The organism is Enterobacter sp. Ap-867, from assembly GCF_011752855.1.
Classification (GTDB): domain Bacteria; phylum Pseudomonadota; class Gammaproteobacteria; order Enterobacterales; family Enterobacteriaceae; genus Cedecea.
Genome location: NZ_VWWS01000001.1, coordinates 122,893 through 137,904, shown reverse-complemented (window position 1 = coordinate 137,904; position 15,012 = coordinate 122,893). Strand labels below are relative to the sequence as shown.

Annotated in this window: 13 protein-coding genes; 7 read left to right on the top strand and 6 right to left on the bottom strand. The window is 55.9% G+C overall.

What is annotated here, in order from left to right; genetic code table 11:
• Positions 1–23 precede the first annotated feature (23 nt).
• Complete coding sequence (mtnA, locus tag F3J26_RS00655) at positions 24–1,049, top strand: S-methyl-5-thioribose-1-phosphate isomerase (protein ID WP_166990541.1); 1,026 nt, start codon at positions 24–26, stop codon at positions 1,047–1,049.
• A gap of 102 nt (positions 1,050–1,151) precedes the next feature.
• Here mtnA and F3J26_RS00650 read toward each other — a convergent pair whose 3' ends face one another.
• Together F3J26_RS00650 and mtnC are read right to left on the bottom strand one after the other, a co-directional pair.
• Positions 1,152–1,694 carry a 1,2-dihydroxy-3-keto-5-methylthiopentene dioxygenase gene (locus F3J26_RS00650; RefSeq protein WP_008459357.1) on the bottom strand — a complete coding sequence of 181 codons (543 nt, stop codon included), beginning with the start codon at positions 1,692–1,694 and terminating at the stop codon, positions 1,152–1,154.
• A complete protein-coding gene (mtnC, locus tag F3J26_RS00645; RefSeq protein ID WP_166992869.1) occupies positions 1,691–2,374 on the bottom strand; it encodes an acireductone synthase in 684 nt (227 codons plus the stop codon). The genes F3J26_RS00650 and mtnC overlap by 4 nt, the downstream gene beginning before the upstream one ends.
• Before the next feature lie 149 nt (positions 2,375–2,523).
• Here mtnC and F3J26_RS00640 point away from each other — a divergent pair, with 149 nt between their 5' ends.
• On the top strand, positions 2,524–3,684 hold the full coding sequence (locus tag F3J26_RS00640; protein ID WP_166990538.1) for a methionine aminotransferase: 1,161 nt from the start codon (positions 2,524–2,526) through the stop codon (positions 3,682–3,684).
• A 31-nt stretch (positions 3,685–3,715) separates the two neighbouring features.
• On the opposite strand, the gene F3J26_RS00635 is transcribed toward F3J26_RS00640, so the two are convergent.
• From F3J26_RS00635 to upp, 3 genes are all read right to left on the bottom strand, one after another.
• Positions 3,716–4,417: a DnaA inactivator Hda gene (locus F3J26_RS00635; protein ID WP_213715630.1), complete on the bottom strand. Its 702-nt coding sequence runs from the start codon at positions 4,415–4,417 to the stop codon at positions 3,716–3,718.
• A gap of 97 nt (positions 4,418–4,514) precedes the next feature.
• Positions 4,515–5,801, bottom strand: coding sequence for a uracil permease (uraA, locus tag F3J26_RS00630; RefSeq protein ID WP_166990535.1), 1,287 nt, complete (start codon positions 5,799–5,801; stop codon positions 4,515–4,517).
• A gap of 85 nt (positions 5,802–5,886) precedes the next feature.
• Positions 5,887–6,513 carry a uracil phosphoribosyltransferase gene (gene upp, locus F3J26_RS00625; protein ID WP_008459367.1) on the bottom strand — a complete coding sequence of 209 codons (627 nt, stop codon included), beginning with the start codon at positions 6,511–6,513 and terminating at the stop codon, positions 5,887–5,889.
• 223 nt (positions 6,514–6,736) lie between these two features.
• Between upp and purM the strand changes: the two genes are divergently transcribed.
• The 4 genes from purM to ppx all read left to right on the top strand — a co-directional run bounded on the left by purM (position 6,737) and on the right by ppx (position 12,211).
• Complete coding sequence (gene purM, locus F3J26_RS00620) at positions 6,737–7,774, top strand: phosphoribosylformylglycinamidine cyclo-ligase (RefSeq protein WP_166990532.1); 1,038 nt, start codon at positions 6,737–6,739, stop codon at positions 7,772–7,774.
• On the top strand, positions 7,774–8,412 hold the full coding sequence (purN, locus tag F3J26_RS00615; protein ID WP_039296046.1) for a phosphoribosylglycinamide formyltransferase: 639 nt from the start codon (positions 7,774–7,776) through the stop codon (positions 8,410–8,412). The genes purM and purN overlap by 1 nt, the downstream gene beginning before the upstream one ends.
• A gap of 173 nt (positions 8,413–8,585) precedes the next feature.
• Positions 8,586–10,646, top strand: a complete 2,061-nt coding sequence (ppk1, locus tag F3J26_RS00610) for a polyphosphate kinase 1 (RefSeq protein ID WP_166871768.1) — start codon at positions 8,586–8,588, stop codon at positions 10,644–10,646.
• Between the two features lie 23 nt (positions 10,647–10,669).
• Complete coding sequence (gene ppx / locus F3J26_RS00605) at positions 10,670–12,211, top strand: exopolyphosphatase (RefSeq protein ID WP_166990529.1); 1,542 nt, start codon at positions 10,670–10,672, stop codon at positions 12,209–12,211.
• Position 12,212: 1 nt separating this feature from the next.
• Here the strand turns inward: ppx and F3J26_RS00600 are convergent, their stop codons facing one another.
• Positions 12,213–14,474 carry an EAL domain-containing protein gene (locus F3J26_RS00600; RefSeq protein WP_166990526.1) on the bottom strand — a complete coding sequence of 754 codons (2,262 nt, stop codon included), beginning with the start codon at positions 14,472–14,474 and terminating at the stop codon, positions 12,213–12,215.
• Between the two features lie 356 nt (positions 14,475–14,830).
• Between F3J26_RS00600 and F3J26_RS00595 the strand changes: the two genes are divergently transcribed.
• The gene (locus F3J26_RS00595) at positions 14,831–15,004 is read left to right on the top strand and encodes a YfgG family protein (protein WP_034809523.1); all 174 of its coding nucleotides are present in this window, start codon (positions 14,831–14,833) and stop codon (positions 15,002–15,004) included.
• Positions 15,005–15,012 lie beyond the last annotated feature (8 nt).

Sequence of the window (15,012 nt, the reverse complement as noted above, 5' to 3'; positions counted from 1 at the left end):
AACGCAACATGGAATTAACACGAATGCATAATTTAAAAACCACCAGCCTGGAAGTGCGTGATAACCAGCTTTGGATCCTTGATCAGCAGGCGCTGCCGCAGCAGAAAAACTGGCTCCCGGCGCACACCGTGTCACAGCTGGTCGCGCATATTCACGCCCTCAGCGTACGCGGCGCGCCGCTCATCGGCCTTTCCGCCAGCCTGCTGCTGGCGCTGTTGGCGGAGCAAGGGCTGACAAAAGCTCAGCTCGCTGAAGCCCTGGAAACCCTGCGGGCGTCCCGCCCGACGGCGGTAAACCTGATGAATAACCTCGACCGTATGAAGCAGGCGCTGGCTCAGGAAAATGTTGTGGCTGCGCTCGAAGAAGAGGCGCTGCGGCTGGTGGCAGAAGATAAAGTGCTGTGCAATAACATCGCCCAGGCGGGCGCGGCGCTGGTTAAACCCGGTAGCCGCCTGCTGACCCACTGCAATACCGGCGGGCTGGCTACCGCAGGCGTCGGCACCGCACTGGGCGTTATTCAGCGGGCATTTAACGAAGGGAACGTCGCCAGCGTTTGGGTGGACGAAACCCGCCCGCTGCTGCAGGGCGGCAGGCTAACGGCGTGGGAATTAGGGGAGCTGGGTATTCCTTACCAGCTGATTTGCGATTCCATGGCCGCCAGCCTGATGGCGAAAAAGCAGGTGGACGCCATCTGGGTGGGCGCGGACCGCATCGCCGCGAACGGTGACGTGGCCAATAAGATCGGCACCTACAGCCTGGCCGTGCTGGCGCATTACCACGGCATTCCATTCTACGTTGCCGCGCCTCATACCACGCTCGACAGAAATTGTCCGAACGGCGAAGCCATTCCGATTGAGCAGCGTGCCGCCAGTGAAGTGACCGGCGTGGCGGGCAGCTTTGGCAGCGTGCAGTGGGCGCCAGACAACGCAAGCGTGTATAACCCGGCGTTTGACGTTACCCCGGCAGAGTTGATTAGCGGCTGGATTTTGGATACGGGCATGGTGACGCCGGAACAGGTTCGGGATGGGGTATTTTTACCGAAGAAATAATGCCCCTCATTCTGACCTTCTCCCCAAAGGGGAGAAGGAATAGAACGCACTACAGATTCACAATTTTCCCCTCTCCTTTGCCAGGAGAGGGTCAATCACAGCCTACGGCAAGCGTGGATAAGCATCCGCAATCGCATCGCCGGTAAAGTGCGCCACCCAGCCTTCCGGGTTATCAAAAATACGAATCGCGGTGAAATGCGGCTCGGACCCCATATCAAACCAGTGCGGTGTCCCGGCCGGGACGGAAATCAGGTCGTTCTTCTCGCAGAGGATCTGATACACCTTGTCGTCCAGATGCAGGCAGAACAGCCCCGCGCCTTCGACGAAGAAACGTACTTCATCTTCGCCGTGGGTATGTTCAGACAGGAATTTAGTCCGCAGCACGTCTTTCTGCGGGTTGTCCGCCCGCAGGCTGATCACATCCCAACTCTGATAGCCCTTCTCCGCCACCAGCTTGTCGATAGCATGCTGATAAGCGTGGATCACCGTTTCCGGCGTTGGGTCGTTGCCTAAATCCTGGTTCGCTTCCCAGCGTTCAAAACGCACGTCTTTGGCGTTCAACTGCTCGCGAATTTCTTGCGCGTCCGTGCTGTGCCATACCGGCTCCTTTGCTTCGGTATCGGTAAAAATGGTCAATGCGCTCATGAAGAAAACGACTCCAGATTAATGTGGTCGAAACGGTTTACCTGGCGATGGCGGCTGACGTCATCCGCCTCGCCGCGAATAAGCTGCACGGTTTGCCAACCGCCTTCCCGTGCAGCATCCAGCTCCTGGTGAATATCTGATAAGAACAGCAGCGACTCAGGTGCCACGCCGATCTCCGCCGCGATGTTGCGGTAGGACTGCGCTTCACGCTTGGCCCCTACGTGGGTATCAAAATAGCCGCTGAACAACTCAGTAATATTCCCGGCGTCGCTGTAGCCAAAAAGCAGCTTCTGCGCCGCCACCGAGCCGGATGAATAGACATACAGGGCAATACCCTGCTGTTTCCAGGCCTTGAGCGCGGGCAGAACGTCATCATAGAGATGGCCGGTGAAGTCTCCATTCACGTAGCCATCCCGCCAGATAAGGCCCTGCAGCGCTTTTAGCGCGGTAGATTTACGATCTACATCCATGAAGCTAAACAACGTCTCAATCAGCCGTTCAATATCCGCCTGCGGTTCATTAATTTCCGCCCGCAGGTCGTTGAGTATTGGGGCTATTTCATTTTGCTGCTCGCGAACAAAACCCACGAGGCGTTCGCGGGCATACGGGAACAGGATGTTGTGCACAAAGCGAATGTCGCTGGTGGTGCCTTCAATATCGGTAACAATGGCGCGAATCATCATCTCTCCAGCCGTTAACGCTGCGTTATGTTGGCAACTGAGGTCATTATTATTTAGACGTCTAAGCGTCTTGATTGCTAAATCTTAACATCGTGTTATAGTCCCGGCAACACAGGGAAACACACGCACCACGTTAAGGTCGAAGAATAATGAGCCACTCCCCTTTGATTCCAGAAAGCAAACTGCCGGCGCTCGGCACCACTATTTTCACGCAAATGAGCGCCCTCGCGCAGCAGCACAATGCGATTAACCTTTCCCAGGGATTCCCGGATTTTGACGGCCCGCGCTACCTGCAGGAACGCCTGGCGTTTCACGTCAGCCAGGGCGCAAACCAGTATGCACCGATGACCGGCGTTCCAGCCCTGCGCGAAGCCATCGCCGAGAAAACCGAAGCGCTGTACGGCCACAAGCCGGATGCCAATACTGATATTACGGTCACCGCTGGCGCCACCGAAGCGCTTTATGCCGCCATCACCGCGCTGGTTCGTCCGGGCGATGAAGTGATTTGCTTTGACCCAAGCTATGACAGCTATGCCCCAGCCGTGACGCTTTCCGGCGGCATTCTGAAACGTATTGCTCTCCAGCCGCCGCACTTCCGCGTCGACTGGCAAGAATTTGCTGCCCTGCTGAGCGACAAAACTCGCCTCGTCATTCTTAACACGCCGCACAACCCCTCCGCTACCGTCTGGCGCAAAAGTGATTTTACCGCGCTGTGGCAGGCCATTGCGCAGCACGAAGTCTACGTGCTGAGCGACGAAGTGTACGAGCATATCTGCTTCGACGAAGAAGGCCACGCCAGCGTGCTGGCCCACCCGCAGCTGCGCGAGCGCGCTATCTCTGTGTCCTCTTTCGGCAAAACGTTCCATATGACGGGCTGGAAAGTGGGCTACTGCGTGGCACCGGCGGCCATCAGCGCGGAGCTGCGCAAAGTTCACCAGTACCTGACGTTTGCAGTGAATACCCCGGCGCAGCTTGCGATTGCCGACATGCTGCGTGCCGAACCGGAACATTATCGTGAACTGCCGGAATTCTACCGCGCGCGCCGCGACCGCTTTGTTGAAGCGCTGGCGGACAGCCGGTTTGAAATTTTGCCCTGCGAAGGGACTTACTTCCTGCTGGCCGACTACAGCGCAATCTCCGATCTCGACGACGTGAGTTTCTGCCAGTGGCTGACCAAAGAAGTGGGCGTGGCGGCGATCCCGCTGTCGGTGTTCTGCGCGGATGCTTTCCCGCACAAGCTGATTCGCCTGTGCTTTGCTAAGCAGGAAGCGACGCTGGACGCTGCGGCAGAAAGATTACGCCAGGTATAACGCGACATTCCCCGTCGGCGGACGGGGAAAACTACAGGCTGAGGATCTCTTTGACGAACGGAATAGTGAGTTTGCGCTGGGCGGTAATCGAGGCGTGATCGAGCTGATCGAGCGTCATAAACAGGGTTCGCATTTCGCGATCGAGGCGTTTTAACAGGAAACGCCCCACGTCTTCCGGCAGCTCAAACCCCCGCAACCGGGAGCGCAGCTGCAGCGCCTGCAGCTTGTCGTCATCGGAAAGCGGCTGCAGCTTGTAGATTTGCCCCCAATCGAGACGGGAAGCCAGGTCAGGCAACTGCAGATTAAGCTGGCGAGGCGGCCTGTCACCAGTGATCAGCAGACGCGTTTTCCCGGATTCCAGAATGCGATTATAAAGATTGAAGATCGCCATTTCCCACGGCTCGTCCCCGGCCACGCATTCGATATTGTCGATGCAAACCAGCGACAGCTGCTCCATCCCGTCGAGCACTTCCGGCACAAACCAGGTGCGCTTATCCAGCGGCACATAGCCCACGGCTTCACCGCGCTGGGAAAGCTCTGCGCAGGCCGCATGCAGCAAATGGCTGCGCCCGCCGCCTTCACGCGACCAGAAATAGATGTACCCGCTGTGATCCTGACGGAGTACCGCCTGCAGGGCGGCTAATAAAGAAGGGTTGTCACCCGGCCAGAAACTCGCAAAGGTTTCGTCGTCGGGAAGATAGAGTGGCAGTGAGAGCTGTGCCGGCGTATTCAGAAGTACCTCAACCATAACAGGCAGAAAATCGAAACGAGTCTAACACAGAATGGCTGAGGTTTAGAACCGGGCGAGGATCCGCCCGGCGAGGAAACGATCAGGCCTGCGCGTCGTTGTCTTTCGCGTCAAGCACGACTTCTTCCGGGCGCAGTATGCTGATAAGTTTGAAAATAAGACTCAGGCCCACGCCGACGATGGTCGCCAGCGCCATGCCTTTCAGCTCTGCCGCACCAATGTGCACCTTCGCCCCGCTCACCCCGATGATCAGGATCACGGAGGTCAGGATCAGGTTTTGCGCTTTGCTGTAATCCACTTTGGATTCGATCAGCACGCGAATACCGGAGGCGCCGATCACTCCGTACAGCAACAGAGAAACACCGCCCATCACCGGCACCGGAATGATTTGAATCGCCGCCGCCAGTTTGCCGACACAGGAAAGCAGAATGGCGATAATTGCCGCACCGCCGATAACCCAGGTCGAGTACACGCGGGTGATCGCCATGACGCCGATGTTCTCACCGTAGGTGGTGTTTGGCGTGGAGCCGAAGAAGCCGGAGAACACGGTTGAAATGCCGTTGGCAAACATCGAACGGTGCAGGCCCGGGTCACGAATCAGGTCTTTTTTCACGATATTCGCGGTCACCACAAGGTGACCCACGTGTTCGGCAATAACCACCAGCGCCGCAGGCAGAATGGTGAAGATAGCGAACCATTCAAAGCGAGGCGTATAGAAGGTTGGCAGCGCGAACCAGTGCGCTTCGCGGATGGGCGTCACGTCTACCACGCCCATGGCGAAGGAGAGCGCGTAACCCGCCAGCACGCCGATGAGAATCGGGATAATGGCCATAAAACCACGGAACAGCACGGAACCAAACACCGTGACCGCCAGCGTCACCAGCGAGATAATAATGGTGGTGGAATCCGGGGATGAGCCTTCCGCGGGCAGCAGCCCGGCCATGTTAGCCGCCACGCCCGCCAGCTCAAGACCGATAACCGCCACAATCGCACCCATCGCCGCCGGAGGGAACATCACGTCCAGCCAGCCGGTACCGGCTTTTTTCACAATCAGCGCCACGATGCAGAACAGCACGCCGCACATGATAAATCCGCCGAGGGCTACTTCATACCCCAGCGGCAGCAGCAGCAATACCGGAGAGATAAACGCGAAGCTAGACCCCAGATACGCCGGGATTTTGCCTTTACAGATGAACAGATAAAGTAAGGTGCCAATACCGTTAAACAGCAGCACCGTGGCCGGGTTGATGTGGAACAGAATTGGCACCAGCACGGTTGCGCCGAACATGGCGAACAGATGCTGCAGGCTCAACGGAATCGTTTGCAGTAAGGGCGGGCGTTCACTTACCCCAATGGCGCGGCGGGTCATGTTGTTTTCCTCTAAGTGTTATTTTTAACGAACGGTGTTTGCTTCAATCAAAAAAAAGCCGACTTTCAAAGTCGGCTGATGAATCTTATTTTGTTCCGAATATCTTATCGCCCGCATCACCGAGGCCAGGAATAATGTACCCGTGCTCGTTGAGACCCTGATCGATAGAAGCGGTGTACAGCTCCACGTCCGGGTGCGCTTTTTCCAGCGCGGCGATGCCTTCCGGCGCGGCAACCAGCACCAGTACCTTAATGCTGGTACAACCCGCTTTTTTCAGCAGGTCGATGGTGGCAATCATAGAACCGCCGGTCGCCAGCATCGGGTCAACCACCAGCGCCATACGTTCTTCTATATTAGAAACCAGCTTCTGGAAGTAAGGTACCGGCTGCAGGGTTTCTTCATCGCGGTAAACGCCAACGACGCTGATACGCGCGCTGGGTACGTTTTCCAGAACGCCTTCCATCATGCCAAGGCCAGCACGCAGAATTGGCACAACGGTAATTTTTTTGCCTTTGATCTGGTCGACTTCCACCGGGCCGTTCCAGCCTTCGATGGTGACTTTCTCGGTTTCCAGGTCCGCAGTGGCTTCATAAGTAAGCAGGCTGCCTACTTCAGAGGCGAGTTCACGAAAGCGCTTGGTGCTGATGTCTTGCTCGCGCATCAGGCCCAGCTTGTGTTTGACGAGTGGGTGTTTCACTTCCACGATCTTCATACTCTTTCTCCCCCGAGATAGTTGGCTACCACAAAAAAAATCGCCGGATTATACCGCTTTTTTGCCGCTGCGCTACAGCTAATGGGATGATCGAGATCAACCGGACTGGATTGAGTCTATCTCAGGAATTCTTTTCTTGCCGATGACAAGAGGCTCGCAAACGTTTGCCTCCACTGTTAGAATTGCCGCGTTTTTCTTATATACCACCCGTGGGGAACGAGCAGTGACCGATAAAACCTCTCTCAGCTATAAAGATGCCGGTGTAGATATTGATGCTGGTAACGCTCTGGTCGACAGAATTAAAGGCGTAGTGAAAAAGACCCGCCGCCCGGAAGTGATGGGTGGCCTGGGCGGTTTCGGTGCGCTGTGCGCGTTGCCTCAGAAATATCGCGAACCGATTCTGGTTTCCGGCACCGACGGTGTGGGGACCAAGCTGCGTCTGGCCATGGATTTAAAACGCCACGACGCGATCGGCATTGACCTGGTCGCCATGTGCGTGAACGACCTGGTGGTTCAGGGCGCCGAGCCGCTGTTCTTCCTCGACTACTACGCCACCGGCAAGCTGGACGTGGATACTGCCGCCAGCGTTATCACCGGCATCGCCGAAGGCTGCCTGCAGTCAGGCTGCTCGCTGGTTGGCGGTGAAACCGCTGAAATGCCAGGCATGTACCACGGGGAAGACTACGACGTGGCCGGGTTCTGCGTGGGCGTGGTTGAGAAGTCTGAAATAATCGACGGGTCTAAAGTTGCCGATGGCGATGTCCTGATTGCGCTGGGTTCAAGCGGCCCGCACTCCAACGGCTACTCGCTGGTGCGCAAAGTGCTGGAAGTGAGCGGCACCGACCCGCTGACCACCGAACTGGAAGGGAAACCTCTGGCGGATCACCTGCTCGAGCCAACCCGCATTTACGTGAAAAACATCCTTGAGCTGATTGAAAATGTGGATGTTCACGCCATCGCCCACCTGACCGGCGGCGGCTTCTGGGAAAACATTCCGCGCGTACTGCCGGACAACACCCAGGCCGTTATCACCGAATCTTCCTGGCAGTGGCCAGCCGTCTTCAACTGGCTGCAGCAGGCCGGCAACATCAGCCGCCACGAAATGTACCGCACCTTTAACTGCGGCGTGGGCATGGTCATTGCGCTGCCGGCGGCAGAAGCGGATAAAGCCGTTGCGCTGATGCAGGCCAAAGGTGAAAAAGCGTGGAAAATCGGTATCATCAAGGCATCTGATTCCGAAGAGCGCGTGGTTATTGAGTAATGAAACACATTGTGGTGCTGATTTCCGGTAACGGAAGCAATCTGCAGGCGATCATTGACGCCTGCCAGCAGAAGAAGATTAACGGCACCATCAGCGCGGTGTTCAGCAATAAGGCCGACGCGTTCGGCCTTGAGCGAGCCCGCGAAGCCGGGATCCCGACCCACGCGCTGGCGGCAAGCGAGTTTGCCAGCCGCGAGGCGTTCGATCGCCAGCTGATGCAGGAGATTGACGCCTACGCGCCGGACGTCGTGGTGCTCGCGGGTTATATGCGCATTCTCAGCCCGGCCTTTGTGGCGCGCTACAGCGGTCGTTTACTCAACATTCACCCTTCCCTGCTGCCGAAATATCCCGGTCTGCATACCCACCGCCAGGTGCTGGAAAACGGCGATGAAGAGCACGGCACCTCCGTGCATTTTGTCACTGACGAACTGGACGGCGGCCCGGTCATTTTGCAGGCCAAAGTGCCGGTATTTGAAGGGGATGATGAGGACGAAATCACCGCCCGCGTTCAGCACCAGGAACACGCGATTTACCCGCTGGTCGTCAGCTGGTTCCTCGACGATCGCCTAAAAATGCGCCAAAACGCCGCCTGGCTTGATGGCGTGCAGCTGCCCCCGCAGGGACATGCAGCAGAATAATTTAACTAAAAAGGGCTTAGGCCCTTTTTTTGTGTCTGTCTCTCATAAAGTTGTCATGGTCAGATGAGAGAGTTTCATCTGCATAGTTGGACATTCTCCGCTAAAGCTCGCCATAATAACTGACGTGACGGTGACGGCATTGCCACGTCCACGAAAACGGAGTGTGAGGACTAATGGGTCAGGATAAGCTGTATATCGAAAAAGAACTGAGCTGGTTGTCTTTTAACGAACGCGTTCTGCAGGAAGCGGCGGACAAGCTCAACCCGTTGATTGAAAGGATGCGTTTTCTCGGCATCTATTCCAATAACCTCGATGAATTCTATAAAGTGCGTTTCGCCGAACTGAAGCGCCGCATTTTAATCAGTGAAGAACAGGGTTCTCCTTCCAACCAGCGCCACCTGCTGAACAAGATTCAGGCTCGGGTGCTGAAGGCCGATCAGGAATTTGACAGCCTGTATAACGAGCTGCTGCTGGAAATGGCCCGCAACCAAATCTTCCTGATTAACGAACGTCAGCTTTCCGAAAATCAGCAAAGCTGGCTGCGCAGCTACTTCAAGCATCAGCTTCGCCCGCACATCACGCCGATTTTGATCAACCGCGATACCGACCTGGTGCAGTTCCTGAAGGACGATTACACCTACCTGGCGGTCGAAATCATTCGTGGGGACAGCATTCGCTACGCGCTGCTGGAGATCCCGTCTGACAAAGTGCCGCGGTTTGTGAACCTGCCGCCGGAAGCACCACGTCGCCGCAAGCCGATGATCCTGCTGGATAACATCCTGCGCTACTGCCTGGACGAGATCTTCAAAGGGTTCTTCGACTACGACGCGCTCAACGCCTATTCAATGAAGATGACGCGTGACGCCGAGTACGACCTGGTTACCGAAATGGAATCCAGCCTGCTGGAACTGATGTCCTCCAGCCTGAAACAGCGTCTGACCGCCGAGCCGGTGCGCTTTGTTTATCAGCGCGATATGCCGGATGCGATGGTGGAGATGCTGCGCGACAAGCTGACCATTTCCAACTACGACTCGATCATTCCCGGCGGACGCTACCACAATTTTAAAGACTTTATTGGCTTCCCGAACGTCGGGAAAGCTAACCTGGTGAACAAGCCGCTGCCGCGCCTGCGCCATATCTGGTTCGATAAATTCCGTAACGGGTTCGACGCCATCCGCGAGCGTGACGTCCTGCTTTACTACCCGTACCACACCTTCGAACACGTCCTTGAGCTGCTGCGCCAGGCCTCCTTCGATCCAAGCGTGCTGGCGATTAAAATCAATATCTACCGCGTGGCGAAAGACTCACGCATTATTGACGCCATGATCCACGCCGCCCATAACGGCAAGAAAGTCACCGTGGTGGTCGAGCTGCAGGCACGTTTTGACGAAGAAGCGAATATCCACTGGGCGAAGCGCCTTACCGAGGCGGGTGTGCACGTTATCTTCTCCGCGCCGGGGCTGAAAATTCACGCCAAGCTGTTCCTTATTTCCCGCATGGAAGGCGAAGAGATTGTGCGTTATGCGCATATTGGGACCGGTAACTTTAACGAGAAAACCGCCCGTCTCTACACGGACTATTCCCTGTTAACCGCCGATGCTCGCATCACCAACGAAGTGCGTCGCGTGTTCAACTTTATCGAAAATCCGTACCGCCCGGTGACCTTCGACTATCTGCTGGTGTCGCCGCAGAACTCGCGTCGCCTGCTGTACGATTTGGTCGATCGCGAAATCAAAAATGCCCAGAACGGGCAGCCTGCCGGGATCACGCTGAAGCTGAATAACCTGGTAGACAAAGGCCTGGTGGACAGACTTTATGCGGCCTCCAGCGCGGGCGTGAAGGTGAACCTGCTGATACGCGGCATGTGTTCGCTGATTCCAGAACTCGACGGGATCAGCGATAATATCCGCGTGCAGAGTATCGTTGACCGCTACCTCGAGCACGACCGGGTCTATATTTTTGAAAACGGTGGCGATAAAAAAGTCTTCCTCTCCTCTGCCGACTGGATGACCCGTAACATCGACTACCGCATTGAAGTGGCCGTCCCGGTCCTCGATCCGCGCCTGAAGCAGCGTATGCTCGATATCATTGATATCCAGCTGAACGACACGGTGAAAGCGCGCATCATCGACAAAGAACTGAGTAATCGCTATGTGCCGCGCGGCAACCGCCGGAAAGTGCGTTCGCAGCTGGCGATCTACGATTATATTAAAACTCTGGAACAACCTGACTAACGCTCTCAGGCGAAGATAAAATTATGCCGATATCAAACCATGCTCCACGGCCGCAGGAATTTGCTGCGGTCGACCTCGGCTCGAACAGCTTCCACATGGTCATTGCCCGTGTGGTGGATGGCGCCATGCAAATCATTGGCCGCCTGAAGCAGCGCGTGCACCTCGCGGATGGCCTCGGGCCCGATAACAAATTAAGCGAGGAGGCCATGGAGCGTGGGCTCTCCTGCCTGGCGCTGTTTGCCGAACGCCTGCAGGGATTTGCAGCAGACAACGTGTGCATTGTGGGCACCCACTCGCTTCGCGAGGCCACCAATGCCGCCGAGTTTCTGAAACGCGCGGAGAAAGTGATCCCCTACCCGATCGAAATCATTCCCGGGAACGAAGAAGCCCGTCTGATTTTTATGGGCGTGGAACACACTCAGCCGGAGAAAGGCCGCAAGCTGGTGATTGATATCGGCGGGGGCTCCACCGAGCTGGTGATCGGCGAAGATTTTGAGCCAATGCTGGTGGAAAGTCGCCGTATGGGCTGCGTCAGCTTCGCACAAAACTTCTTCCCTGGCGGCGTCATCAGCCCGGAAAACTTCAAGCGCGCCCGCATGGCGGCTATCCAAAAACTGGAAACCCTTGCCTGGCAATATCGCCTGCAGGGCTGGAAAGTCGCGATGGGCGCCTCTGGCTCCATTAAAGCGGCACATGAAGTGCTGATCGAGATGGGCGAAAAAGACGGGATGATCACCCCGGAACGCCTGGACATGCTCCAGCAGGAAGTGCTGAAGTTTAAAACCTTCGACGCCCTGAGCCTGCCGGGCCTGTCCGAAGAGCGTAAAGCGGTGTTTGTGCCTGGGCTGGCCATTCTGTGCGGCGTGTTTGATGCGCTCGCCATCCGCGAGCTGCGCCTGTCTGACGGTGCGCTGCGCGAAGGCGTGCTGTACGAAATGGAAGGCCGCTTCCGCCATCAGGATATTCGCATTCGCACCGCGCAAAGCCTGGCGGAGCAGTACCACATCGACAGCGATCAGGCTCGTCGGGTACTGGAAACCGTTGAACTGCTGTACCAGCAGTGGGAAAAACAGAACCACAAGCTGGCTAACCCGCAGATGGCCGCGCTGCTGAAGTGGGCCGCGATGCTGCATGAAGTCGGGCTGGGCATCAACCACAGCGGGATGCACCGCCACTCGGCCTACATTCTGCAAAACAGCAACCTGCCGGGCTTCAACCAGGAGCAGCAGGTACTGATGGCTTCCCTGGTGCGCTACCACCGCAAGGCCATTAAGCTGGACGATCTGCCGCGCTTCACCCTGTTTAAAAAGAAACAGTTCCTGCCGCTGATTCAGCTGATTCGTCTGGCCACGCTGCTGAATAACCAGCGCCAGGCGACAACCACCCCGCCGACGCTGGTGCTGGAAACCGACGACAACCACTGGAGGCTGCGCTTCCCGCACGACTGGTTCAGCCAGAACACGCTGGTTCAGCTGGATTTGGAGCGTGAACAGCTGTATTGGGAAAGCATGACCGGCTGGAAGCTGACCATCGAAGAAGAGGCCGAAGCGGCGCTCTCCGCCTGATTTACTCCATCAGCCCCTTTGCGTCTTCCGGTGCAGAGGGGCTTTGTTCTTCAGCAAGGCTCTCCAGCGGCTGAGGGCGACCAATCAAATATCCCTGCACATAATCCATGCCCATCGCCCGGACGGCATCTTTCAGCGCCTGCGTTTCCACATATTCCGCCACAACCTGCATCTTCTTCATTCTTGCCAGCTGGCATATCGAGCTCACCACCTGGTAATCCAGGCTGCTGGTTAAAATATTGCGGATAAAGCTGCCGTCAATTTTAAGGATGTCGGCGCTCAGCTCTTTCAGACGCGCATAGCTGGCATAGCCTGTGCCAAAGTCGTCGATAGCCACCCGGCAACCCATGCGCTGCAGCATCTTCAACGTTACATTGGCCTGTTCAAGGTTGGTTAAAGAGTGACTTTCTGTCACTTCAAAAACCAGCTGCCACGGCTCAATACGGTACTTCGCCAGCAAATGCTGCACATCCCCCGGAAGCTGGGCCTGACACACCGAAGCGGGCGTCAGGTTAATGGCGAGCCTGCAGCCCGGCAAACTGTCGCGGTGCTTATCCATAAACTGCAGGGCGGCATTCAGCACCCAGCGGTCAATGCGGGATGAAAGCCCAAATTCATGGGCGACGGGCAAAAAGATATCCGGTGACAGCAGTTCGCCTTTATCGTCGCGCATCCGCAGCAGCACCTCGTAGTAGGCGTCACCCCGTAACCCTTCAATACGCTGCGCCATCAGCACAAACAGGTCCTGATCGAGCGCATGCTGGAGGCGGTTCATCATTTCAACTTTGCGTTTGACCGCATTCTGAATGTGATTGGAGCCTTTTTGCTGCAGGCTTTCGGGCTGTTGCGTAGAGAGCGATACCCCGGCCATGGTGCTTAACTCGCCGAGCAATAAGTAGAGATGGGACACCGGGTGGCGCACAAAGCAATAGCTGATGCCGATTTGCGGCTGCAGCGGCATCCCGTCCCACATAAAGCGGAACCGTCGGGCATGGGCGTACAGAGACTCAATTTTAGCCTGATGAGATTCATAATTGAGGCGCAGGGCGAGATCGTGCCCGGAAAGGTTGTACACCCTCTCGCCGGGCGACAGCTGGCCGCGCAAATATTCCGCCAGCTGCTGTTTGTATTGAATGCGCAGCAAAACGCCGTAGTTTCGCCCCAGCAGCTCCAGCTCGGGAATCGACAAAAATCCCAGCGCGGACCAGGGCGTGTTCCCGAGGTCGCGAGATAACGCGCGTAGATTCGGCATCTGCATCATCGGGTCGATGAACGCCACGCGGCGTGCTTTATAGTGCAAGAAGCGCTGTCGGGTGGTCACCGCCGCCATTAAATAGATGGTGATGGAAAACACCGCATAGCAGGAAGACGCAATCGCCAAATGCAGCTGAAAGCCCATATCCGGCGGCAGGTAATTATGGAACCCGCCGCAGAGAATAATCAGTACCACGGTCCAGGCATTGGTAATAAACAAGAAGCCAAAACGCATCGCCCCCCACAGCATAACGGGCAGAATAAGCGTCAGCGTGTAATCGGTATTAAAAATAGTTTTGTTTTGGCTAATCGGGTACAGCAGCAGCCAAATAAGCAGGCCAATGAGCGCGGCCCAGAGCAGCATTTCACTTCGCGTCACGCCCTTCTGCCGCTGTCCCCGCATGCGGGACCAGAAGCTTTTGATAAAGCGCGGGTGCACTATCATTCTTAAAATAAAATAGAAGAACGGCAGCCCGGTTAATCCCCCCACCAGCACGGCCTGGAAATTAATTAATGTCCTGGCGCTCCACGGCGTGGCGGACAGAATAGAAAAACTGCGATCGTACCAGCCTAAAAATAACGCTATCTCGTAGAACACCAGAAATAGCCCGGCGTTAACCAGCACCAGCCAAAACATACGCTGAGCGGTGAGCTGAATCAGGCCGAAGGTCACCGCGCTGCGTCGCGACACAAAATAGCGATAGCAGCACGAACTGACCGTAATCGGCACGATAAAGTGCAGGACGGCCAGCAACGAAATCCACACGCCTTCTGAGGGCAGATAGCGAATCAGCAATGCCAGAACAATGCCCGGAATAGCCGCGCGCCCGAACAGTACGATGCAGGCGGTTAGCAGCGGGAGCGACATGTAAAGCAGGAAAACTCGCCCGCCATCCAGTACCGTCTGCGCGTTAAACGTTGCCACCAGCGGCAGCAGCAGGCTGGGGAGAATCAGGGGCAGTGCCCACCATTTACTTTTTGATTGTTTATACCAGCTAGCCAGTTGCATACATCTTCGCCAAAATCCCTGTTCCTCTTCGGGTATCTTCCGGATATCCTTTCCGGTTCGTTACGGCCCATCTTCCGTCACTGCGGGGGACAAATTTTAGTTCGCCAACATTAAGAATAATTGATGCATATCAGTATCAGTTCAATGAATCACCGCTGAGGTAAAATTCAGACTGAATATGATTCATATTAGTTCACAACAAATTCACCTCATGAATGAAATGCCCATGAATCATTCATTCAGGCCGTTTTTACATGATGAATAATTGACCTGAGTGGTTCTGTGTGACTAAATAGCCCCGTCGCCCGCATCGCCGGGCCAATCTTAAGGACCCCTGCGTGACACAGGTTACGACTATGCAAAGACGAAACCGTTTTAATAATCGCATGACCCGCATTATTCTGCTCATCAGTTTTCTGTTCTTTTTTGGTCGCTTTATTTATTCCTCCATCGGAGCCTGGTACCACCATCAGGATAAAAAAGCAGAAACCCAACAAAGCAGCCAGCAGGTGGACAGCGCTAACCGTTAGTCCGTCGG

Coding starts and splice junctions, on each gene's coding strand:
- ppk1 (WP_166871768.1), top strand. CDS start 8,586: ATGGGTCAGGATAAGCTGTATATCGAAAAAGAACTGAGCTGGTTGTCT.
- purN (WP_039296046.1), top strand. CDS start 7,774: ATGAAACACATTGTGGTGCTGATTTCCGGTAACGGAAGCAATCTGCAG.
- F3J26_RS00600 (WP_166990526.1), bottom strand. CDS start 14,474: ATGCAACTGGCTAGCTGGTATAAACAATCAAAAAGTAAATGGTGGGCA.
- F3J26_RS00640 (WP_166990538.1), top strand. CDS start 2,524: ATGAGCCACTCCCCTTTGATTCCAGAAAGCAAACTGCCGGCGCTCGGC.
- upp (WP_008459367.1), bottom strand. CDS start 6,513: ATGAAGATCGTGGAAGTGAAACACCCACTCGTCAAACACAAGCTGGGC.
- ppx (WP_166990529.1), top strand. CDS start 10,670: ATGCCGATATCAAACCATGCTCCACGGCCGCAGGAATTTGCTGCGGTC.
- uraA (WP_166990535.1), bottom strand. CDS start 5,801: ATGACCCGCCGCGCCATTGGGGTAAGTGAACGCCCGCCCTTACTGCAA.
- F3J26_RS00650 (WP_008459357.1), bottom strand. CDS start 1,694: ATGAGCGCATTGACCATTTTTACCGATACCGAAGCAAAGGAGCCGGTA.
- mtnA (WP_166990541.1), top strand. CDS start 24: ATGCATAATTTAAAAACCACCAGCCTGGAAGTGCGTGATAACCAGCTT.
- mtnC (WP_166992869.1), bottom strand. CDS start 2,374: ATGATTCGCGCCATTGTTACCGATATTGAAGGCACCACCAGCGACATT.
- F3J26_RS00595 (WP_034809523.1), top strand. CDS start 14,831: ATGCAAAGACGAAACCGTTTTAATAATCGCATGACCCGCATTATTCTG.